Below are 18,683 nucleotides of genomic sequence, written 5' to 3'. Positions count from 1 at the left end.
CCACCGCCGCCCGGTACGGTCGGCGGTGGCACGGACTCGGCTCCAGGGGGATTTCGATGCGCGTTCTCATCGCCGGCGGTGGCGTCGCGGGCACGGTCACGGCGATGGCGCTGCAGCGCGCCGGCCACGAGCCCGTGGTCTTCGAGGCTTACCCCTCCGGCGGAGCCGACGCCGGTGCGTTCCTCACGGTGATGCACAACGGCATGGACGCGCTGAAGGCGATCGACGCCGATGGCCCCGTGAACGAAGCGTCGTTCGCCGCGCTCGGCGTCGAACTCGTTGGGCCGGACGGCACGACGATGGGCACGCGCGAGTTCGACACCGGTGAGCTCGCCGGGCCGCGCACGCTCACTCGCGCCGCGTTCTACCGCGCGCTCCAGGAAGAAGCCGGCCGCCGCGGGATCACCGTGGAGCACGGCCGCCGCCTGGTCTCCGCCGAACCAGTCTCCGCCGAAACCGGTGCGTCCGGCGTGGTCGCCACGTTCGCCGACGGGTCCACCGCGACCGGCGACGTGCTCGTGGGCGCCGACGGCGTGCGCTCCGAGGTCCGCACCTTCATCGACCCGGACGCCGACCGCCCCCGCTTCACGGGCCTCACCGTGGTTTACGGCTACACCCGCGCCGAGGGCCTGCCTGTCGCACCCGGCATATACCGCATGATCCGTGGCAGCCGCGCGGCCTTCGGCTTCACCACCGCGCACGACGGCGCCACCTTCTGGTTCGCCCGCATACCCGACACCGAACGCCCGCGCGACGAGATTGCCGCCGTCACGCCGGCCGGCTGGCGCGAGTTCGCCCACGCGGCCTTCGACGGCGACCCGCTGCCGTGCGCCGACATCGTGGCCGCGACCGGCGACGACGTCTTCGGCGGCCACTCCTACGACGTGCCCACCACCCGGGTCTGGTCCACCGACACGATGGTGCTCGTCGGGGACGCGGCCCACGCGGCTTCGCCGGCCGCCGGGCAGGGTGCGTCGATGGCGCTGGAGGACAGCGTGGTGCTCGCGCTGTGCCTGCGCGACCTGCCGGACGCGCCTTCCGCGTTCGCCGCCTACGAGAAGCTGCGGCGCACCCGCGTGGAGAAACTCGTGGCGGCCAGCGCGGGCCAGGACGTCGGCGAGGAGCGCGGCTGGCTGTACGACCACCACATCGACTGGAACGAGCGAATCACAGTCTGATTCGCCGGTGGACGGCGCCGCGGATGGCTACGATCCGGCGCATGACCCAACCCGCACCCCCCATGCAGTTCCCGATCATGCTGTCCACGATGAACGATCTGCCCGGTTATCGCGTGGTTCGCGTGTTCGGCGAGGTTTTCGGCCTGACCGTGCGCAGCCGCAACATGTTCTCCAACCTCGGCGCCGGCTTCAAGGCCATGGCGGGCGGTGAACTCAAGGGCCTGTCGAAGCTGCTGTCCGACTCGCGCTACGAGGCGCTGGGCCGACTCTCGCAGGAAGCCATGGCGCACGGGGCCAACGCCGTGCTCGCGCTGCGCTTCGACTGCAACGAGATCGCCCAGACCGCCAGCGAGATCGCCGCCTACGGCACGGCCGTGTACGTGGTGCCCGACGGTGCGCCGCAGCAGCCCGGCCAGCAGCAGGCTCAGCACGCTCCGCAGCAGCCGCAGGGTCAGCCCCAGTACCAGCAGCAGCAACAGCAGCAGGGCTTCCCGCAGAACTGACCCGACCGACGATTTCCGCCGTGGCGCACGGGGGACCCGAACGCCACGGCGGTTCCCGTCCGTTTCATCTCTTGTAGAGCGCCTCGATGTCGGACGCGTAGTTCTTGCTCACCACGTTGCGCTTGAGCTTCAGCGAGGGCGTGATCTCGCCGCTCGCCTCGGTGAAGTCCTTGGCCAGCACGGTGAACTTCTTGATCGCCTCGGCGTGCGACACCTGCCTGTTGGCCTCGTCGACCGCCGTCTGGATCTCCTTGAGCAGGTCCGCGTCGGCCGCCAGGTCGGAGACGGTGGCCTGCGCGGGCTTGCCGTGCTGGGTCTTCCAGGACGGGAAGAACTCCTCGTCGATGGTGACCAGCGCGGCGATGAACGGCCGCTGGTCGCCGACCACCATGGCCTGGCTGATCAGCGGCGAGGCCTTCATCGTGTCCTCGAGGCCCGACGGCGCGACGTTCTTGCCGCCGGCCGTCACGATGATCTCCTTCTTGCGGCCGGTGATCTTGAGGAAGCCCTCGCCGTCCAGCTCGCCCAGGTCGCCGGTGTGGAACCAGCCGTCGGTGAGTGCTTCGGCGGTCGCCTGCGGGTTGTTGTAGTACGCGCCGAACACGACGCTGCCCTTGAGCAGGATCTCGCCGTCGTCGGCGATGCGCACCGAGGTGCCCGCCACGGGCTTGCCGACGGTGCCCACGCGGAACGCCGTCTTGGCGCTGACGGCTGCCGCGGCCGAGGTCTCGGTGAGGCCGTAGCCCTCGAACACCGGCACGCCGATGCCGCGGAAGAAGTGGGCCAGGCGCACGCCCAGCGGAGCGCCGCCGGACACCGCGGCGACACAGCGGCCGCCCAGCGCCGCGCGCAGCTTGCTGTACACGAGCTTGTCGAACACGAGGTGCTTGGCGCGCAGCCCGAACGAGACGCTGCCCTTGTCCGTCGCCTCGCTGTACTCGACCGCGGTGGCCTCGGCGGCGTCGAAGATCTTGCCCTTGCCCTCGCTGTGGGCCTTCTGCTTGGCCGAGTTGTAGACCTTCTCGAACACGCGCGGCACGGCGACCACGAACGTCGGCCGGAACGTGCCGAGGTCCGCGACGAGGTTCTTCACGTCCGGCGTGTGGCCCAGCGTCACGCGGGCCGACAGCGCGGTCACGGCGATCGCACGGGCCAGGATGTGAGCCAGCGGCAGGAAGCACAGCAGCGAGTTGCCCTGCTCCATGAGTTCGGGGAACGCCTCGATGTCGGCGCGGATCTCGGCCAGCAGGTTGCGGTGCGTCAGCTCGACGCCCTTCGGCCGGCCCGTGGTGCCCGAGGTGTAGACGATCGTCGCCAGCTCGCCCGCGCTGACCTCGCGGCGGCGCGCGTGCAGGTTCTCGTCGGTGACCTCGGCGCCGAGCGCGGTGAGTTCGTCGACCGCGGGGGAGGCGCCTTCGATCTGCCAGGTGTGGCGCAGCGTGGTGAGCCGGTCGCGGATCGCGTCAACGGACTCGTGGTGGGTGCCGGTCTCCACCAGCACGGCCTTGGCGGCCGAGTCGGACAGGATCCAACGCACCTGCTCGGGTGACGACGTCTCGTAGATCGGCACGGTGACGGCGCCCGCGGCCCAGATCGCGAAGTCGATCAGCGTCCACTCGTAGCGGGTCTTCGACATCAGCGCGACCCGGTCGCCGTGGCCGATGCCGGCGGCGATCAGGCCCTTGGCGACGGCCGCGACCTGGTCGGCGAAGTCCTTGGCCGTCACGTCCAGCCAGGTGCCCTCCACCTGCCGGCGGAAGCTCACGACGTCGGAGAACCGCTCGGCGTTCGCCCAGACGACGTCGGCCAGGTTCTCGTCGTCGGTCACCGGCTTCCCGGCGGGGGCGCTGTATTCGCGCACGTGGACCTCCGTGTTCGACGCGTGCGGGGTTACCCGCCGGTCAACTTAGCTTGCCGTAGACCTTAAGACCACGCCGCGCCGACCCGCCGCACGAAGTCGTGACATTCTGCGCCTGTGAACCCCGGACCACCCGCTCTCGATCTCGTGGACGAGACCTTCATCGTGGTGCCGCCGAGCACGATCGCCGCGGCGTTCGCCGACCCGGGCGCCTGGCGGCGGTACTGGCCGGACCTTTCCCTTCAGGTGTACACCGACCGTGGTGACAAGGGTTTGCGCTGGACCGTGACGGGTGCGCTCGTCGGTACGATGGAGGTCTGGCTGGAACCCGTGCTCGACGGCACCGTGCTGCACTACTTCCTGCGCGCGACGCCCGCCGGCCCCGGCGGTGCGCCGCGGACCCTGACTCCGCGTGAGCTGCGCCGGGAGTTCGACCGGCGGGCCCGCGCGGCGAAGCACCTCGCACTGGAGCTCAAGCGCGTCCTCGAGGACGGGCGCGAGCCCGGGATCCCGCCGCGGGCCGAAGACCTTGAGACCACCGACCTCGAGGCCACTGACTAGGAGGGTCTTGTGCGGGTTCACGTCGTTTCGGACGTGCACGGCAATGCCGACGCGCTGAAGCGGGCGGGTGACGGGGCCGACGCGCTGGTCGTGCTCGGCGACCTGCTGGACTTCGTCGACTACCGCGAGCACGACAAGGGAATCATGGGCGCCCTGTTCGGCGCGGAGAAGGTGGCGCAGTTCGCGCGCCTGCGTCGCGAGGGCACCCGCGACGAGACCGTGGCCTACTCGCGCACGCTGTGGGCCACGCTCGACGACCCGGCCGCGGCCGTGGACGAGGCGATGCGAGAGCAGTACGCCACGCTCTTCGCCTCGATGACCGCGCCGACCTACGCCACGCCCGGCAACGTCGACTCGCCCGACCTGTGGCCGGAGTTCGTCGGCGACGGTGTGCAGGTGCTCGACGGCGAGGTCACCACGATCGGCGGCCTGCGGTTCGGGTTCGTCGGGGGAGCGGTGCTGCCCGAAGGCGTGGTGCCGCGGCCGCGCAAGGGCGCCGCATGGCGGCCCTACCTGCGGGCCCGTGAGGAGTTCGACGAGGGCGTTGCCAAGCTGTCGGGCGTCGACGTGCTCTGCACGCACATCCCCCCGGCGGTGGCCGAGCTGACCTACGACGTGGTCGCGCGGCGCGCCGAGCTGGGCTCGCGGTCGCTGCTGGCGCTCATCCGCGAGCAGCGGCCGCGCTGGTCGGTGTTCGGCCATGTGCACCAGCCGCTGGCCTCGCGGCGGCGGCTCGGTTACACCGAGTGCCGTAACGTGGGTCACTTCAAGGAGACCGGGCAGCCGTACGTGCTGCGCTGGTGACGCGGCTCTCCGGCTACGCTTCGTCCCATGGCCGAGCAGTCCACGCAGTCCATCGAGGTCGACGCCGAGCCCCAACGGGTGATGACGGTGATCGCCGACTTCCCCGCGTACCCGGAGTGGGCCAAGGCCGTCCAGGAGGTCGAGGTGCTGGGCACCGACGACGCCGGGCGGGCCAAACAGGTGAAGCTGACCCTGGACGCCGGGCCGATCAAGGACGTCTACACGCTCGAGTACGACTGGGACGTGACCGGGCTCGGCGTGAGCTGGCACCTGGTCAAGGGCCAGATGCAGAAGGCGCAGAACGGCCGCTACGCACTCGAAGCGCTGCGTGACGGGCGCACGAAGGTCACCTACACGCTCTCGGTGGAGCTGGCGCTGCCGATGATCGGCCTGCTCCGGCGCAAGGCCGAGAAGATGGTGATGGACACGGCGCTCAAGGAGCTGAAGCGACGGGCCGAAGGCTAGGCGACATGCGGATCCTGCTGTTCACCGGCAAGGGGGGTGTCGGGAAGACCACGCTCGCCGCGGCCACCGCCACCGCCCTGGCCGGGCGCGGCAGGAAGACCCTCGTGGTCTCCACCGACCCGGCGCACTCCCTCGGCGACGCGTTCGGCGCGGCGCTGGGCGCGGAACCGTCCGAAGTGGACGTGCGCCGAGACGGCTCCCCGGCGGGCCTGTGGGCCGCGCAGGTCGACTCCCGTGCGCTTGCCGACCGGACCTGGCACGAGCTGCGCGACCAGCTGCGGACGCTGTTGGCCGGCGCCGGGCTCGAGACGCTCGACGCCGAGGAGCTGACCGTGCTCCCGGGTGTCGACGAGCTGCTCGCCCTCGGCGAGGTGCAGCGCCTGGCCGGGCACGGGCCGTGGGACACGGTGGTGGTCGACTGCGGTCCGACCGCCGAGACGCTGCGCCTGCTGGCCTTGCCCGAGGCCGTCGCGGGGTACCTGAACAAGACGCACGGCCGGCGTGGTCGCGTCGCCGCCGTGCGGCGCCTCGGCGCGCACCTGGACTCGCTGCGCGAGCTGCTCACCGACCCAACCACCACCGTGCGGCTGGTCCTCACGCCGGAGCGCGTGGTGGTCGCCGAGACTCGCCGCACGCTCACGTCGCTGGCCCTGCGCGGAATCGCCGTCGACGGGCTGATCGCCAACCGCCTGATGCCCGCGCCCGGGTTCTGGCGCGGTTCGGCGGCCACCTGGCTGCGCACACGGCGCGCCCAGCAGGACGCCGTGCTGGCCGAGCTCGCGGCCGCCGGGTTCGGGCCGGCCGACCTCGCGCGCGTCGAGCACCGGGCGAGTGAACCGGTGGGCGCCGAGGCGCTCGCCGAGCTGGCGCGTGAGCTCTACGGCACGCGGGATCCCTTGTCCGGCACCGGAAAGCCCGTGACGCCGCTGCTGCAGGTGACGCCGGAGGCCGACGGCTTCCGGCTGCGTGTCGCGATCCCGCTGCAGCAGGAGGCCGACGTGGACCTCGCCCGCGTCGACGACGACCTGGCGATCACCGTGGACGGCTTCCGCAGGCTGATCGCCCTGCCGGAGACGCTGCGGCCGTGCCGAATCACCGGCGCGGAATCCGATGCGGGCGGCCTGGTCATCAGCCTGGCCGGGGACCGGGGTCGCGCGTGAGCGAACAGGACGAGCCCGGGTACGCGGCCGAAGGCCTGCGGCTGGCCGAGGAGATCCGCCTGCTGGTGGAGCTGGTGGTCGAGCGGGCCGCGCCGTGGCTGGAAGGGCTGATGGCCGCCGGGCACGGCCGCGATGAGGTCCACGAGCCGTCCCACGACACCGAGCCGGGTGCCGCGGGGACTGCGGGGTTTTCGGGGTGTGACTGGTGCCCGTTGTGTGCGATCGTCGCCGTCGTGCGAGGTGAACGGCCGGAGTTCGCCGCCCGGCTGCTGGAGCAGGCGGCGCAGCTGGTGGCGTTGCTGCGGGCGGTGCTCGCGGACCGCTGGGAGCCCGACGAGGGTGTGCACATGCCGGGCTTCACGCCCGCGCCCAGACCTGCGCCCAGCCCCAGGGACGCCACCGTGCCCGCGGACGACCCGGGAGCCGCCGCCCGGGTGCAGCACATCGCCGTCCGCAAGCGGGAAGACTGGCGGCCGGAGCAGGAGAACTGAGTGCTGACGATAGGGGTGGACGTCGGCGGCACGAGCGTGCGCGCCGGTGTGGTGGACGAGCGGGGATCGCTCCTGGACACCGCACGCGTCGGGACACCGAGTGAGGAAAACGCGCTTGAGGATGCCATCGCCGGCGTCGTCGAGGACCTGCGCAACCGCCACGACGTCGCGGCCGTGGGCCTGGCCGTGGCCGGGTTCGTGGCGCGCGACCGCCGGTCGGTGATGTTCGCGCCGCACCTCGCCTGGCGCGACGCGCCGGTGGCCGATCGCATCGAGAAGCGCGTGGGCCTGCCGGTGACGCTGGAGCACGACGTGAACTCGGCCGTGGTCGGCGAGCATCGCTTCGGCGCGGCCCGCGGCGCACAGGTGGCGGCGCTGGTCGCGCTCGGCACCGGCATCGGCGCCGGGCTGCTGCTCGACGGCGAGATCTACCGCGGCGCCTACGGCGTCGCCCCCGAACTGGGCCACCTGACCGTGGTACCGGGCGGGCGCGCGTGCCCGTGCGGCAAGTACGGCTGCTGGGAGCGCTACTGCAGCGGCACGGCGCTGGCCGCCACCGCCGTCGAGCTGCTCGCTCGCTACCCGGGCCGCTCCACGGTCCTTTCGCGCGAGGTCGCGGGCGACCCGGGTTCGGTCACGGGCCGCCGCGTCGCCGGCGCCGCCCGCGACGGCGACCCCATCGCGCTGCGGGCGATGGCCGAGCTGGCCAAGTGGCTGGGCGAGGGCCTGGCGCTGGTCGCGGACGTGTTCGACCCCGAGATCATCGTGATCGGCGGCGGCGTTTCCGAGTCGGCGCCCCTGTTCCTCGACGAGGCGCGTGAGCACTACGCGGGCGCCATCACCGGCGCGCGGTACCGGCCGCTGGCCCGCATCCGCACCGCCCACCTCGGCGACGACACCGCCATCGTCGGCGCCGCGGCGCTGGCTCTCGACGCGGCCAAGGCACCGGTCGCCGAAGTCGCCGGCTGAGCCCTGAAACGAAGGTGCCCCCAGCACCGTCGGGATGCTGGGGGCACGTTAATCGCATGGTCAGAGGCGTTCGAGGAACGCCCGCCAGGCCTCCCCGCCGAGCAGCAGGATGCCGCCGTCGCGATCCTTGGAGTCGCGCACACCGGCCTGCTCGGAGAGCGTGCTCACCTCAACGCACTCGCCCTGACTGCCGCTGTACGACGACGTCCGCCAGACGAGCGTGCGCACTTCGACGCACTCTCCCTGATTACCGCTGTACGACGACGTCCGCCAAGCACCTTCGTTCATCCAGTCCGCTCCAACTCATCCGCGATCTCCGCGATGAGCCGCGCCGAAGCAACAGCACCCACCGCGTCACGACGGATCTTGTCCGCCGCGTCCAGGTAGTCCTTGATGTCACGCGCGTTGGTCAGCGTAGACGACGAACGGTAATGCTCGACGTGGACCACAGTCGTCGCGTCCGAGCGCATCAAGACAAATCCGCCTTCTCTCGAAGGGTGATATCCGAGCCGGAACGGCATGACTTGGATCGAGATGTGCGGCAGCGCGGCAACCTCGCAAAGGTCTCGTAGCTGCCGGATCGCGATATCGCGGGGACAGGCCGGATAGCGGATCGCCTGCTCGCCCATGATGGCTTCGAACCGCGTGCTGCCAGCCAGATAAGTCTTTCGCCGCGCCATCCGCAGTTTGAGCCGGTCCTGGATCCCGACTTCCGTGCTCGATCCTCCGACCATCACGGCGTGGGCGTACTCCTCGGTCTGCAATGGACCGGGGATCACCGATGGCTGGAATGCGAAGATGCTGTTCGCCACTGATTCGTATTCGGTGACGACCGCGAGGTCTCGCGCGATGCCGGGAATCAGCCAGTTCGGGTCGGCTCCGTCGCGGAAGAGGCGAAGCGCCTCGATGGTCTCTTCGCTGGTGGCGCCGGTGACCGTCAAAGTGCGTTCGAGTTCGGCCTGCTCTTCGAAGCCGAGTTCGCCGCGCTCGCGTCGCGAAATATGTGAGTGTGACCGGTTGACCAACGCCGCCACCTGCGGCTGGGAGAGCCCGGCACGCTTGCGAATCCTGCGCAACAGTGCGCCGAGTTCGACCTGCCGGGGTGTCGCGCGTGTGCTGGGCATGCACAAAATCTATCAGAAACGGTGCACCTCATTCGGGTGCATCTAACAACTTTGCTTGAAAACTGTGCATGCACAGGTCACCATCTCAGGGGTAGCGATACAGCAGATCCAGGGGAGGGCTTCATGTACGTGTGGCAACAGGCGGCAGGTCAGCGTCACGCGAGAGCGGCCGTGCACCACGGATCACTCGACGCCGGCGCGACGTTCGCCGCCTTGTGCGGCGCGGATAAGACCGTGGGGGAGAACGACATCCACAGCCCCGGCAAACCCTGGCTCGACCCGACCTGCCCGAGCTGCGACACGGCGTTCCGCCGCGCGCTGGGCGTTCCGGCTCCGCGTCCGGACGCCGCGCCGCGCGCAGCCGGACTCTCGAAAGCTCGGAGCTGACCCATGACCGCACGACTCCGCGTCGCCGGCGAAGACCCGCAGAACAGCCCGGGTGCCGCCGCACCTGACGCCCCGCGCCGCTCTCCGGCCGCACCTTCCGGAGACGCCTCGACCCCTGTCGCCACGTCGGGTGGCGGCAGGGCCACCGCGTCCCGGGGCACTCGTGAACCCCGGCCGAGTGCCCCGGGACTCACCACCGGTGACCAGCGCATGCTGCAGGAACTCCTGGACACGGCCGACGCCGTGACCTACGGCCTGTCGATCCGCCTCGCCGGAGTCGTCTGGCGGCTCAGGGAGAACCGGCCGCCGACGCGGCTCGAACTGGAAGTCCTCCGCAAGCGCGCGGGCCGACTGAAGGACAACCTCGACGCCTGCACGGCGTTCGTCGCGGAGCGGCTCGGCGAACGCGGCTGACGATCACAGTCGTCCACCAGGAGGCTGCGTCCGGCAGGCTTCCTGTGGAAGGCTGGCCGGGTGACGCCGATGACCGCCAACCGGTTCGTGCGGTGTTCGTGCGGGCGGCTGCACTGGGGTGCGCACGGCGCGGCCGGGCTGCTCCTGTCCGATCCCGCACGCGGGGTGCTGCTGCAGCGGCGCGCCTGGTGGGTGCACAACGGCAGCACCTGGGCCCTGCCCGGCGGCGCACTGGAGACGGGCGAGACCGTGCGCGAGGCGGCGGCCCGCGAAGCGTGGGAAGAGGCCGACGTGCCGAAGACCGCGTTCCGCGCGCTGTCGGCGTCGGTGCTCGACCACGGGACCTGGCACTACACCACTGTGCTCGCCACCGCCGACGGCGCGCTCGACGCGCGCGTGGCCAACCAGGAGAGCTCCGAGCTGCGCTGGGTCGCGCCCGGCGACGTGGCCGAGCTGCCGTTGCACCGTGACTTCGCCGAGTCGTGGCCGGGGCTGCGGGAGCAGCTCGGCCGCGAGCTCGTGCTGATCGTCGACGGCGCCAACGTCGTCGGCTCGCGGCCCGACGGCTGGTGGCGCGACCGTCGCGGCGCCGCCGAGCGCCTGCGGGATCGGCTGGCGCTGCTGGCCGAGCGCGGGATCGCCGACGCCGTCGCGGGGCTCGCCGCCGGGCCGACGTGGGAGTGGTGGCCGCGGGTGGTCCTCGTCGTCGAAGGCCAGGCGCGCGGGGTCGAACCGGTGCCCGGAGTCGAGATCGCGACGGCACCCGCCGACGGCGACTCGCACATCGTCGAGGTCACCGCCCAGGCGCGCCCGGGCGACCACGTCGTGGTGGTCACGGCCGACCGCGAGCTGCGGTCCCGGGTCACCGCGCTGGGCGCGTCGATCATGGGCCCGGGCACGCTGCTGCGCGAGCTGGACGCCGGTTAACGCGCGATCCCGTCGCGCATCTCCGCGACCAGCGACGCGACGACGGCTTTCAGGGAACCGTGGTGCTGCTTGGCCACCGCGCGCTGGCGCCGGTAGCTCGGCCCGTACTTCAGGATCGTCTCGACGTCGCGCAGCTCCGCCACGCAGTCGAGCCGCCGCGCGACGGGTTCGAGCTTCTCCAGCAGGTCGGTGAGGTCGTCGGTGACGAGCCGCTCGCGGCCGGCCGCGTCGAGGATGATGATCGCGTCCGTGCCGTAGCGCGCGGCGCGCCATTTGTTCTCCTGCACGTGCCACGGCGGCAGCGTCGGGAGCCGCTCGCCGTGGTCGAGGCGCGTGCTGAAGTCCTCGACGAGGCATTGCGTCAGCGCGGCGATCGCGCCGACCTCCTCCAGCGTCGGCACGCCGTCGCACACGCGCATCTCGATCGTGCCGAAGTGCGGCGCGGGCCGGATGTCCCAGCGGATCTCGGAGAAGTGGTCGATCACGCCGGTCGTGAACATGTCCGACACGTAGTGCTCCAGCTCCGCCCACTCGCGGAACTGGAACGGCAGCCCGGCCGTGGGCAGCTGCTGGAACATCAGCGCGCGGTTCGACGCGTAGCCCGTGTCCTCCGCGCCCCAATACGGCGAAGACGCCGAAAGCGCCTGCAGGTGCGGCGCGTAGTTGAGCAGCGCGTCGAGCACCGGCAGCACCTTGTCGCGGTGGTCGAGGCCGACGTGCACGTGGACGCCGTAGATCAGCATCTGCCGGCCCCACCACTGGGTTCGGTCGATGAGCTTGGCGTAGCGCGCCTTGTCGGTCACCTTCTGCCGGTACCAGTTGGAGAACGGGTGCGTGCCCGCGGAGAACAGCTCCACGCCCAGCGGGTCGGTGACCTTGTGCACGACGTCGAGCGATTCGGCCAGGTCGGCCTTCACCTCGGCGACGGTGGTGCAGACGCCGCTGATCACCTCGATGGTGTTGAGCAGCAGCTCCTGCTTGATCTTGGGGTGCTCGTCGGCGCCGTCGGGGCGCACCGCGTCGAGGATCCGTTCCGCGACCGAGGCCAGCTCGCCGCTGCGCCGGTCCACCAGGGCCAGCTCCCACTCCGCACCGATCGTCGAACGGCGCGAAGGACTGAAGTCGATCCGCATACCCGCCCGGTCAGACCTGGGCGCCGTTGGTCGGGTCGGCACCCGGCGGCGGGCCCTGGCGCACCCGCAGCAGCAGGAGCGCGATGGCGGTGGCGAGCGCGAGGATCCCCAGCGGCGTCGCCAGCGCGGGCCCGACGCCGATCAGGTTCGGCACGATCAGCAGGAGCAGCCCCACCACGAAGAACAACAGCACCACGAACGCGCCCTTGCGCGGACGCGGCAGCGGCGGCGGCTCCGGCGGCACGAAGTGCTCGTCGTCCTCGGCCGGGTCGTCGCTGAACATCGTGGCGTCCCACGTGGCGCCGCCCGTGCGCCAGGTGTCGCCGGTTTCGGGCGCCTTCTCGGGCTTGTCGGGCTTCGTGTCGGTCTTGGCGGCCGGCGGTGGGGTCGGGTCGCTCGCCTGCTCGCCCGCGGTGTCGTCGGCGAGCTCGAGCGCGTCCTCTTCGAGGAACAAACCCACGCCCTCTGCTCGCAGGTCGGCCACGATCTCGGCGAACGTGGCGTCGACGTCCTCGGGTCCGTCCGTGCCTTTCCCCCGGGTCATCAGGCACCCACCTGTCCCGCCCGCAGCGACCGGGCGAAGTCGACACTGCGGCTGAAGATCAGTTCCGCGTCGTTGTCCTGCGTCGCGACGTGGAAGCTGTTCTCGAGCACCACCTCGGTCACGTCCGTGCTGGCGACGCCGGCCAGCACGATCCGCGAGTTCTCGGGCTCCACCACGTGGTCGACGGCGGAGTGCAGCAGCAGCACCGGCTGCGTGACCTTGCCCAGTTCGGCGCGCACGAGCTTCCACAGGCGCGCCAGGCTCGCGGCGGCCCGCACCGGCGTGCGCGGGTAGGCCAGCTCCGTCACGCCGGGCTTGGCGATGTCGTTGGCGATCGCGGGGATCGACGGGATCACGCGCGCGAGCAGCGGCAGCAGCTTCGCGTCGTCGCTCAGCCGCGTGACCGACGGGTTGACCAGCACGATCCCGGCGATCCGGTCGCCGAACTCCTCGGCGAGGCGCAGCGTGAGGGTGCCGCCCATCGACAACCCGCCGACGAACACGGTGTCGTTCTCGGCCAGCAGGGCGAGCAGTTCCTCGCGGACGGCGCCGTACCAGTCCTCCCACGTGGTCCGGTTCAGGTCCTGCCAGCGCGTGCCGTGTCCGGGCAGCAGCGGGCAGCGAACGCTGAACCCGGCCGCGGCCAGGTGGTCACCCCAGGCCCGCAGCCCGGCCGGCGTCCCGGTGAAGCCGTGGCACAGCAGGAACCCGGCCCCAGAGGAACCGGTGTGGGCGAACGGTTCCGCGCCGGCGAGCACGCCCATGACGAACGCCCTTCCGATCGAAGCGGTCTAGGTCCTCCATGCTCTCACGGTCGAGTGGTCTTGTGGGGCCCCGGCCGGTGCCCGGAACTGCCTGGTACCGCTGTGAGATCGATCGCTGCCACCCAGTAGCGGCTCGTCCCGCATTGTGCGCACACCGCCGGGTTTCGTAGGCTTGACCACTGGGAACGATGGTTGAGCCTCGGGAAGGACTGGCGCGCGGTGCTGTACTGGCTCATGAAGTTCGTCTTCATCGGACCACTGCTCAAGTTGCTGTGGCCGACGAAAGTCGTCGGCGCCGAGAACATCCCGGAGGACGGCGGCGCGATCCTCGCCGGCAACCACCTGGCGGTCGCCGACTCGTTCTTCATGCCGATCCGCGTGAAGCGCAAGGTCACGTTCCCGGCGAAGTCGGAGTACTTCACCGAGCCGGGTCTCAAGGGCCTGCTCAAGAAGTGGTTCTTCACCGGCGTCGGGCAGTTCCCCATCGACCGCTCCAGCGGCAACGCGGCGCAGGCCGCGCTCGACACGGCGACCCGGCTCGTGAAGCAGGGCCACCTGCTCGGCATCTACCCCGAGGGCACGCGCTCGCCCGACGGCCGCCTCTACAAGGGCAAGACCGGCGTCGCCCGCATCGCCCTGGAGTCGAAGGGCGTGGTCGTGCCCGTCGCCATGATCGGCACGGAAAAGGTCAACCCGATCGGCTCCAAGATGTGGTGGCCGCGCCGCCTCGAGATCCGCTTCGGCGCCCCGCTCGATTTCTCCCGCTACGACGGCCTCGCCGGCGACCGCTTCATCGAGCGCTCGATCACCGACGAGATCATGTACGCCCTGATGGAGCTCTCGGGCCAGGAGTACGTGGACATCTACGCGGCGAAGGCCAAGGAACTGCTCGCCGCCGAGGACTCCGGCGCCAAGCCCAAGGTCCCCGCACAGCCTTCGGGCCGCGACGCCGCCCGGGTGCCCGACAGCAAAGTCGGCTAGCCCACTAGGCTCCGCCTTCCTCCCCGCCGCCACCCTCAACGGAGGCGCTTCGCGCCGCTGGTAATTTTCCGTGATGCGTTTCTTCTACGACACCGAGTTCATCGAGGACGGCGTGACGATCGATTTGGTCTCGATCGGTGTCGTTGACGAGCGCGGCCGCGAGTTCTACGCCGTGTCGACCGACTTCGACCCCGCCAAGGCGGGCCCGTGGGTGCGCGACCACGTGCTGCCCAAGCTGCCCTCGCCCGCGGACCGGGCGTGGCGCAGCCGCGAGAAGATCCGCGCCGACCTACTCGAGTTCTTCGGCAAGCCCCCCGGCGGCATCGAGCTGTGGGCCTGGTTCGCCGCCTACGACCACGTGGCGCTGGCCCAGCTGTGGGGCCCGATGCCCGCCCTGCCACGCCAGCTGCCCCGCTTTACGCGCGACCTGCGCCAGCGGTGGGAAGACGCGGGGAAGCCGAAGTTGCCGCTGGCGCCTACGGATCAGCACGATGCGCTTGCCGACGCGAAACACAACCTGCAACGCTGGGAAGTGATCGAACCGGCGTTCCGGCGCCGCTGAGGTTTCGCGACTGGGCGCGGGGATGCGTCGGGTGCTTGCTGGGTTCGTGGTGCTGGTGGTGCTCGGCCTGGTCACGGCCGTGGCGACATCTCGGCCGAAGTCGCCACGGACTACTTGATCAACGCCCGCGGCCTGTTTCTGTACAGCGGCCGCACGTCCGGCACCGCCGATCAGCCGTCGTGCGGCCCGGCGGCTTTGTGGTCGCGCGGAGCCGCCGCTTTGTGGTCGCGCGGCCCGTCGCCGTCGTCACCTCCGCCCTCACCGGCAGCTCGGGCGAGGCGACCCTCATCGCCTTCCGCGGCCTCGCCCGTGCCGCCACATTCGGCCAACCCACTGCGGGTTTCGCGACCGGCAACGCGGTCTTCCGGCTCAGTGACGGGGCCGAACTGCTGATCACGACCGTGCAGGAGATGGACCGGACCGGCCGCGTCTACGGCAACACCCCGATCGCCCCCGACCACCCACTGCCCGCGACCGCGACCACCGACGAGGTGATCGCGGCCGCGTCAGCGTGGCTCCACACCCGGCCCGGCTGCTGAAACTCAGCGCCGCGCCCGCACCGCACCCGCCAGCGTGTCCAGCAGATCCGCCGTCGTGTCCCAATCCAAGCAGGCGTCCGTGATCGACTGCCCGTACGTGAGCTCCGAGCCGTGCCCCAGGTTGAGCTTCTGGGCACCCGCGACCAGGAAGCTCTCCATCATCAGCCCGACGATCCCGCGCTCTCCCGCCGCGATGCGCGAAGCCAGCTCCAGCACGACCTCACGCGAGCGGACGTGGTCCTTGTTGCTGTTGCCGTGGCTCGCGTCGATGATCACGCGCTCGGGCAGGCCGGACTTGGCGAGCCGGCCGAGCGTCTCGGTCACCGAGGCGGCGTCGTAGTTCGGGCCCTGCGAGCTGCCGCGCAGGATCACGTGGCAGTCGGGGTTGCCCGAGGTGGTCAGCAGCGCCGCGAGGCCGTCGACGTTGATGCCCGGGAATACGTGCGACGCGGCGGCCGCGCGCGCGGCGTCCACCGCCACCTGGATGTCGCCCTCCACCGAGTTCTTGATGCCCACCGGCATCGACAGCGCGCTGCACATCTGGCGGTGCACCTGGCTCGCCGCCGTGCGTGCGCCGATCGAGCCCCACGTGACGATGTCGGCGATGAACTGCGGCGTGATCGGGTCCAGGAACTCACACCCCACCGGCAGGCCGAGCGCCGACACGTCGAGCAGCAGCTTGCGGGCCAGGCGCAGGCCCTTGTTCACGGCGAAGGTGCCGTCGAGGTCGGGGTCGTTGATCAGGCCCTTCCAGCCCAGCGTGGTGCGCGGCTTCTCGAAGTACACGCGCATCACGATGTGCAGGTCGCCGCGCAGCTCGTCGGCCTTGGCGGCCAGCTTGTGGGCGTACTCGATCGCGGCTTCGGGGTCGTGGACCGAGCACGGGCCCACGACCACGGCGAGGCGGTCGTCGCGGCCGTCGAGGATGTCGACGGTCTCGGTGCGCCCGGCGTGCACGACCTTCGCCACGGCGGCGTCCACGGGATGGTCTTCGCGCAGTAAGGCGGGGGAGATCAGCGGGCTGATCGACGTGGTGCGCTGGTTGTCGAGGGTGCTCGCGTCGGCGGGCCCAGCGGTCAGCTGCGGGGTGGTCACGGCGGGTGGTTCCTTCCTGGTGGACACCGACCCGCGGGAACTCGCCGAGCCGGTTTCGAATCCGGCTCGGGTGGGGGCTCAGCGCAGGTTCACGCCGCCGCGCCCACCCGGGGCCGGCTTCGTAAACCAGAAATAGCGCTGCACGCCGATCAAGCTAGCACACGCGGCCACCGTGTGGACGCGAGGACCGATTCGCCAGGTGGTACGCCCTGCACCGATCCAGACGATTGCGGCTACTCTGGCGTCCGAAATGTGACTGCGATCTCCAACGTGAGAAAAGACGGAGGCAAGAGATGCGTGTCGGTGTGCTGACGGGTGGCGGTGACTGCCCGGGCCTGAACGCGGTGATCCGCGCGGTGGTCCGCAAGGGCATCGAGGTGCACGGCTGGGAATTCACCGGCTTCCGCAACGGGTGGCAGGGGCCGCTCACGGGCGAGAGCAAGCCGCTCGGCCTGCGCGACGTCGAGGACATCCTCACGCGCGGCGGCACGATCCTGCGCTCGTCGCGGACCAACCCGTACAAGGTCGAGGGCGGCGTCGAGAAGATCAAGGCCGTGCTCGCCGAGCAGGAGATCGACGCGCTGATCGCGATCGGCGGCGAGGACACCCTCGGCGTCGCGAAGCGCCTGACCGACGACGGCATCGGCGTCGTCGGCGTGCCCAAGACGATCGACAACGACCTGGGCGCCACCGACTACACGTTCGGCTTCGACACCGCCGTCTCCATCGCGACCGAGGCGATCGACCGGCTGCACACCACGGCCGAGTCGCACCACCGCGCGCTGGTCGTGGAGGTCATGGGCCGCCACGCCGGCTGGATCGCCCTGCACTCCGGCCTGGCCGGCGGCGCGAGCGTGATCCTGGTGCCGGAGCGCCACTTCTCCGTGGACCAGGTCGTGGAGTGGGTCGAGCGCCGCTTCGAGAACGAGTACGCGCCGATCATCGTCGTCGCCGAGGGCGCGCTGCCCGAGGGCGGCGAGGAGAAGCTGGTCGCCGGCGAGAAGGACGCCTTCGGGCACGTCCGCCTCGGCGGCATCGGCACCTGGCTGGCCGACGAGATCGCGCACCGCACCGGCAAGGAGTCGCGCGCGGTCGTGCTCGGCCACGTGCAGCGCGGCGGCACCCCGACCGCCTACGACCGCGTGCTCGCCACCCGCTTCGGCCTGCACGCCGTGGACGCGGTGGCCGACGGCGACTTCGGCGTGATGGTGGCGCTGAAGGGCACCGACATCGTGCGCGTGAAGCTGTCGGAGGCGACCGCCGAGCTGAAGACGGTGCCGCTGGAGCGTTACGAAGAGGCCGAAGTCTTCTTCGGCTGAGTTCCTTCCGCGCCGGGTGGGGCCCGCCCCCACCCGGCGCGCGGGCGCACGGTTCCACTGTGGACAGTGTGCGGCGGATCGGCGGCTACGGGCGCACGTACGACGCCTAGGAGGCGGGCGCCTGCCACGGCGGCATCGTCCAGTCCCAGTGCGGCACCGGCTCGTCCGTCGCCGGTTCGGCTCCGGGCGCCGAGAACAGCACGGCCAGCCGGCTGCCCCACTCCAGGTACCCGGCGAACGCGGCGCGGAACTCCGGGTCGGCGGGCAGGCCCGTCTCGTCGGCGGCGTCGAGCAGCAGCGACACCCACCGGCGGCGCTGCTCCTCGGTGATCCCGCGGCCGAGGTGCCGGCCGATCATGTGCGGGTGCCCGCCGTGGTGGGCGGTGTAGTCCGCCGGGCCGCCGAGCACCTCGCCGAGCCAGACCGCGACGTGCTCGGCGTGGTGGGCGTCCATGCCGCGGAACACTGGTTCCAGCAGCGGGTCTTCGGGCACATGGCGGTAGAAGACCTCGGTCAGGCGCCGCAGCGCGGGGCCGCCGCCGGCCCACTCGTACAGCGTCGGTGGCCGGGCGCCGCCCTCGCCGGTGACGGCCGTCGGCTCGTAGTGGCGCATCTCGTCGAGGTCGCCGACGTAGGCGCGGATCGCCGCGAAGAACGGCGGGAAGTGCGGGCCGCGGCGGAAGCCTTCGAGGTGCGCCTCGGCCGAGGTCCAGCGGATCGCGAGCACGTAGCGCGTAGGGTCTTCGACGCAGCGGCTGAGGTCGTAGCCGACGCACTCGGGTGCCTTCGCGAGCGAGCCGGCCGCGTCGGCGTACGCGGCCTCGAACGCCGCCGCGCGGTCGGCCGGGATGGTGTAGCGCAGGTATTCCACAATCATCAGGCCAGCAGAGCGCACCCGGCTCGGC

23 protein-coding genes are annotated in these 18,683 nt (G+C 71.1%); 15 read left to right on the top strand and 8 right to left on the bottom strand.

Annotation, left to right across the window (positions count from 1 at the left end; genetic code table 11):
* The first annotated feature begins 56 nt into the window (after window positions 1-56).
* Together AB0383_RS06975 and AB0383_RS06970 are read left to right on the top strand one after the other, a co-directional pair.
* Window positions 57-1,178 carry an FAD-dependent monooxygenase gene (locus tag AB0383_RS06975; protein ID WP_364174783.1) on the top strand — a complete coding sequence of 374 codons (1,122 nt, stop codon included), beginning with the start codon at window positions 57-59 and terminating at the stop codon, window positions 1,176-1,178.
* 41 nt (window positions 1,179-1,219) lie between these two features.
* Complete coding sequence (locus AB0383_RS06970; RefSeq protein WP_364174780.1) at window positions 1,220-1,681, top strand: YbjQ family protein; 462 nt, start codon at window positions 1,220-1,222, stop codon at window positions 1,679-1,681.
* A gap of 64 nt (window positions 1,682-1,745) precedes the next feature.
* On the opposite strand, the gene AB0383_RS06965 is transcribed toward AB0383_RS06970, so the two are convergent.
* Window positions 1,746-3,542, bottom strand: coding sequence for a long-chain fatty acid--CoA ligase (locus tag AB0383_RS06965; RefSeq protein WP_366185717.1), 1,797 nt, complete (start codon window positions 3,540-3,542; stop codon window positions 1,746-1,748).
* Between the two features lie 114 nt (window positions 3,543-3,656).
* Here AB0383_RS06965 and AB0383_RS06960 point away from each other — a divergent pair, with 114 nt between their 5' ends.
* From AB0383_RS06960 to AB0383_RS06935, 6 genes are read left to right on the top strand one after another with little or no spacing between them, the layout of a single operon-like run.
* Entirely contained in the window at window positions 3,657-4,100 is a 444-nt protein-coding gene (locus AB0383_RS06960) for a polyketide cyclase / dehydrase and lipid transport (protein WP_364174774.1), read from the top strand.
* Between the two features lie 9 nt (window positions 4,101-4,109).
* Window positions 4,110-4,904 carry a metallophosphoesterase gene (locus AB0383_RS06955; RefSeq protein ID WP_366185714.1) on the top strand — a complete coding sequence of 265 codons (795 nt, stop codon included), beginning with the start codon at window positions 4,110-4,112 and terminating at the stop codon, window positions 4,902-4,904.
* Window positions 4,905-4,931: 27 nt separating this feature from the next.
* The gene (locus AB0383_RS06950; protein WP_364174768.1) at window positions 4,932-5,369 is read left to right on the top strand and encodes an SRPBCC family protein; all 438 of its coding nucleotides are present in this window, start codon (window positions 4,932-4,934) and stop codon (window positions 5,367-5,369) included.
* Window positions 5,370-5,374: 5 nt separating this feature from the next.
* Complete coding sequence (locus AB0383_RS06945; RefSeq protein ID WP_364174765.1) at window positions 5,375-6,529, top strand: ArsA family ATPase; 1,155 nt, start codon at window positions 5,375-5,377, stop codon at window positions 6,527-6,529.
* On the top strand, window positions 6,526-7,020 hold the full coding sequence (locus AB0383_RS06940) for a hypothetical protein (RefSeq protein ID WP_364174762.1): 495 nt from the start codon (window positions 6,526-6,528) through the stop codon (window positions 7,018-7,020). The genes AB0383_RS06945 and AB0383_RS06940 overlap by 4 nt, the downstream gene beginning before the upstream one ends.
* Window positions 7,021-7,035: 15 nt before the next feature.
* A complete protein-coding gene (locus AB0383_RS06935; RefSeq protein ID WP_285974727.1) occupies window positions 7,036-7,989 on the top strand; it encodes an ROK family protein in 954 nt (317 codons plus the stop codon).
* 60 nt (window positions 7,990-8,049) lie between these two features.
* Here AB0383_RS06935 and AB0383_RS06930 read toward each other — a convergent pair whose 3' ends face one another.
* Both AB0383_RS06930 and AB0383_RS06925 read right to left on the bottom strand, forming a co-directional pair.
* A complete protein-coding gene (locus tag AB0383_RS06930; RefSeq protein ID WP_366185711.1) occupies window positions 8,050-8,277 on the bottom strand; it encodes a DUF397 domain-containing protein in 228 nt (75 codons plus the stop codon).
* On the bottom strand, window positions 8,274-9,113 hold the full coding sequence (locus AB0383_RS06925) for a helix-turn-helix transcriptional regulator (protein WP_366185709.1): 840 nt from the start codon (window positions 9,111-9,113) through the stop codon (window positions 8,274-8,276). Before AB0383_RS06925 ends, AB0383_RS06930 begins: the two co-directional genes overlap by 4 nt.
* Window positions 9,114-9,236: 123 nt before the next feature.
* Here AB0383_RS06925 and AB0383_RS06920 point away from each other — a divergent pair, with 123 nt between their 5' ends.
* The 3 genes from AB0383_RS06920 to AB0383_RS06910 all read left to right on the top strand — a co-directional run bounded on the left by AB0383_RS06920 (window position 9,237) and on the right by AB0383_RS06910 (window position 10,841).
* Entirely contained in the window at window positions 9,237-9,500 is a 264-nt protein-coding gene (locus AB0383_RS06920) for a zinc finger protein (protein ID WP_366185707.1), read from the top strand.
* A gap of 3 nt (window positions 9,501-9,503) precedes the next feature.
* Window positions 9,504-9,914: a hypothetical protein gene (locus tag AB0383_RS06915; protein WP_366185705.1), complete on the top strand. Its 411-nt coding sequence runs from the start codon at window positions 9,504-9,506 to the stop codon at window positions 9,912-9,914.
* Window positions 9,915-9,983: 69 nt separating this feature from the next.
* Window positions 9,984-10,841, top strand: coding sequence for an NUDIX domain-containing protein (locus AB0383_RS06910; RefSeq protein WP_364174748.1), 858 nt, complete (start codon window positions 9,984-9,986; stop codon window positions 10,839-10,841).
* Here the strand turns inward: AB0383_RS06910 and AB0383_RS06905 are convergent.
* Genes AB0383_RS06905 through AB0383_RS06895 form a run of 3 tightly spaced genes read right to left on the bottom strand, consistent with a single transcriptional unit; the run spans window position 10,838 to window position 13,282 of the window.
* Window positions 10,838-11,974: a glutamate--cysteine ligase gene (locus tag AB0383_RS06905; protein WP_364174745.1), complete on the bottom strand. Its 1,137-nt coding sequence runs from the start codon at window positions 11,972-11,974 to the stop codon at window positions 10,838-10,840. The genes AB0383_RS06910 and AB0383_RS06905 overlap by 4 nt on opposite strands.
* 10 nt (window positions 11,975-11,984) lie before the next feature.
* Window positions 11,985-12,518, bottom strand: coding sequence for a hypothetical protein (locus tag AB0383_RS06900; protein WP_364174742.1), 534 nt, complete (start codon window positions 12,516-12,518; stop codon window positions 11,985-11,987).
* Entirely contained in the window at window positions 12,518-13,282 is a 765-nt protein-coding gene (locus tag AB0383_RS06895; protein WP_364174739.1) for an alpha/beta fold hydrolase, read from the bottom strand. The genes AB0383_RS06900 and AB0383_RS06895 overlap by 1 nt, the downstream gene beginning before the upstream one ends.
* 219 nt (window positions 13,283-13,501) lie before the next feature.
* On the opposite strand from AB0383_RS06895, the gene AB0383_RS06890 reads away from it, so the two are divergent.
* From AB0383_RS06890 to AB0383_RS06880, 3 genes are all read left to right on the top strand, one after another.
* On the top strand, window positions 13,502-14,263 hold the full coding sequence (locus AB0383_RS06890) for a lysophospholipid acyltransferase family protein (protein WP_364174948.1): 762 nt from the start codon (window positions 13,502-13,504) through the stop codon (window positions 14,261-14,263).
* 73 nt (window positions 14,264-14,336) lie between these two features.
* Window positions 14,337-14,825 (top strand): polyadenylate-specific 3'-exoribonuclease AS, encoded by a 489-nt coding sequence (locus AB0383_RS06885; protein ID WP_364174736.1) that lies wholly within the window; start codon window positions 14,337-14,339, stop codon window positions 14,823-14,825.
* A 221-nt stretch (window positions 14,826-15,046) separates the two neighbouring features.
* A complete protein-coding gene (locus AB0383_RS06880) occupies window positions 15,047-15,364 on the top strand; it encodes a S41 family peptidase (protein ID WP_366185701.1) in 318 nt (105 codons plus the stop codon).
* 3 nt (window positions 15,365-15,367) lie between these two features.
* Here AB0383_RS06880 and AB0383_RS06875 read toward each other — a convergent pair whose 3' ends face one another.
* Complete coding sequence (locus AB0383_RS06875; protein WP_364174730.1) at window positions 15,368-16,459, bottom strand: 3-deoxy-7-phosphoheptulonate synthase; 1,092 nt, start codon at window positions 16,457-16,459, stop codon at window positions 15,368-15,370.
* A 293-nt stretch (window positions 16,460-16,752) separates the two neighbouring features.
* On the opposite strand from AB0383_RS06875, the gene AB0383_RS06870 reads away from it, so the two are divergent.
* Entirely contained in the window at window positions 16,753-17,778 is a 1,026-nt protein-coding gene (locus AB0383_RS06870; protein WP_220238176.1) for a 6-phosphofructokinase, read from the top strand.
* Between the two features lie 106 nt (window positions 17,779-17,884).
* Here the strand turns inward: AB0383_RS06870 and AB0383_RS06865 are convergent, their stop codons facing one another.
* Complete coding sequence (locus AB0383_RS06865) at window positions 17,885-18,655, bottom strand: antibiotic biosynthesis monooxygenase (RefSeq protein ID WP_364174726.1); 771 nt, start codon at window positions 18,653-18,655, stop codon at window positions 17,885-17,887.
* Window positions 18,656-18,683: the final 28 nt, after the last annotated feature.

Source organism: Amycolatopsis sp. NPDC051373, assembly GCF_040689465.1.
In the GTDB taxonomy this organism is placed as follows: domain Bacteria; phylum Actinomycetota; class Actinomycetes; order Mycobacteriales; family Pseudonocardiaceae; genus Amycolatopsis.
The sequence above is the reverse complement of the archived record's forward strand: the minus strand, read 5'-3'. Positions and strand labels throughout refer to the sequence as shown.

Coding starts and splice junctions, on each gene's coding strand:
- AB0383_RS06910 (WP_364174748.1), top strand. CDS start 9,984: ATGACCGCCAACCGGTTCGTGCGGTGTTCGTGCGGGCGGCTGCACTGG.
- AB0383_RS06905 (WP_364174745.1), bottom strand. CDS start 11,974: ATGCGGATCGACTTCAGTCCTTCGCGCCGTTCGACGATCGGTGCGGAG.
- AB0383_RS06930 (WP_366185711.1), bottom strand. CDS start 8,277: ATGAACGAAGGTGCTTGGCGGACGTCGTCGTACAGCGGTAATCAGGGA.
- AB0383_RS06975 (WP_364174783.1), top strand. CDS start 57: ATGCGCGTTCTCATCGCCGGCGGTGGCGTCGCGGGCACGGTCACGGCG.
- AB0383_RS06870 (WP_220238176.1), top strand. CDS start 16,753: ATGCGTGTCGGTGTGCTGACGGGTGGCGGTGACTGCCCGGGCCTGAAC.
- AB0383_RS06865 (WP_364174726.1), bottom strand. CDS start 18,655: ATGATTGTGGAATACCTGCGCTACACCATCCCGGCCGACCGCGCGGCG.
- AB0383_RS06945 (WP_364174765.1), top strand. CDS start 5,375: ATGCGGATCCTGCTGTTCACCGGCAAGGGGGGTGTCGGGAAGACCACG.
- AB0383_RS06970 (WP_364174780.1), top strand. CDS start 1,220: ATGACCCAACCCGCACCCCCCATGCAGTTCCCGATCATGCTGTCCACG.
- AB0383_RS06900 (WP_364174742.1), bottom strand. CDS start 12,518: ATGACCCGGGGGAAAGGCACGGACGGACCCGAGGACGTCGACGCCACG.
- AB0383_RS06915 (WP_366185705.1), top strand. CDS start 9,504: ATGACCGCACGACTCCGCGTCGCCGGCGAAGACCCGCAGAACAGCCCG.
- AB0383_RS06885 (WP_364174736.1), top strand. CDS start 14,337: ATGCGTTTCTTCTACGACACCGAGTTCATCGAGGACGGCGTGACGATC.
- AB0383_RS06920 (WP_366185707.1), top strand. CDS start 9,237: ATGTACGTGTGGCAACAGGCGGCAGGTCAGCGTCACGCGAGAGCGGCC.
- AB0383_RS06895 (WP_364174739.1), bottom strand. CDS start 13,282: ATGGGCGTGCTCGCCGGCGCGGAACCGTTCGCCCACACCGGTTCCTCT.
- AB0383_RS06925 (WP_366185709.1), bottom strand. CDS start 9,113: ATGCCCAGCACACGCGCGACACCCCGGCAGGTCGAACTCGGCGCACTG.
- AB0383_RS06950 (WP_364174768.1), top strand. CDS start 4,932: ATGGCCGAGCAGTCCACGCAGTCCATCGAGGTCGACGCCGAGCCCCAA.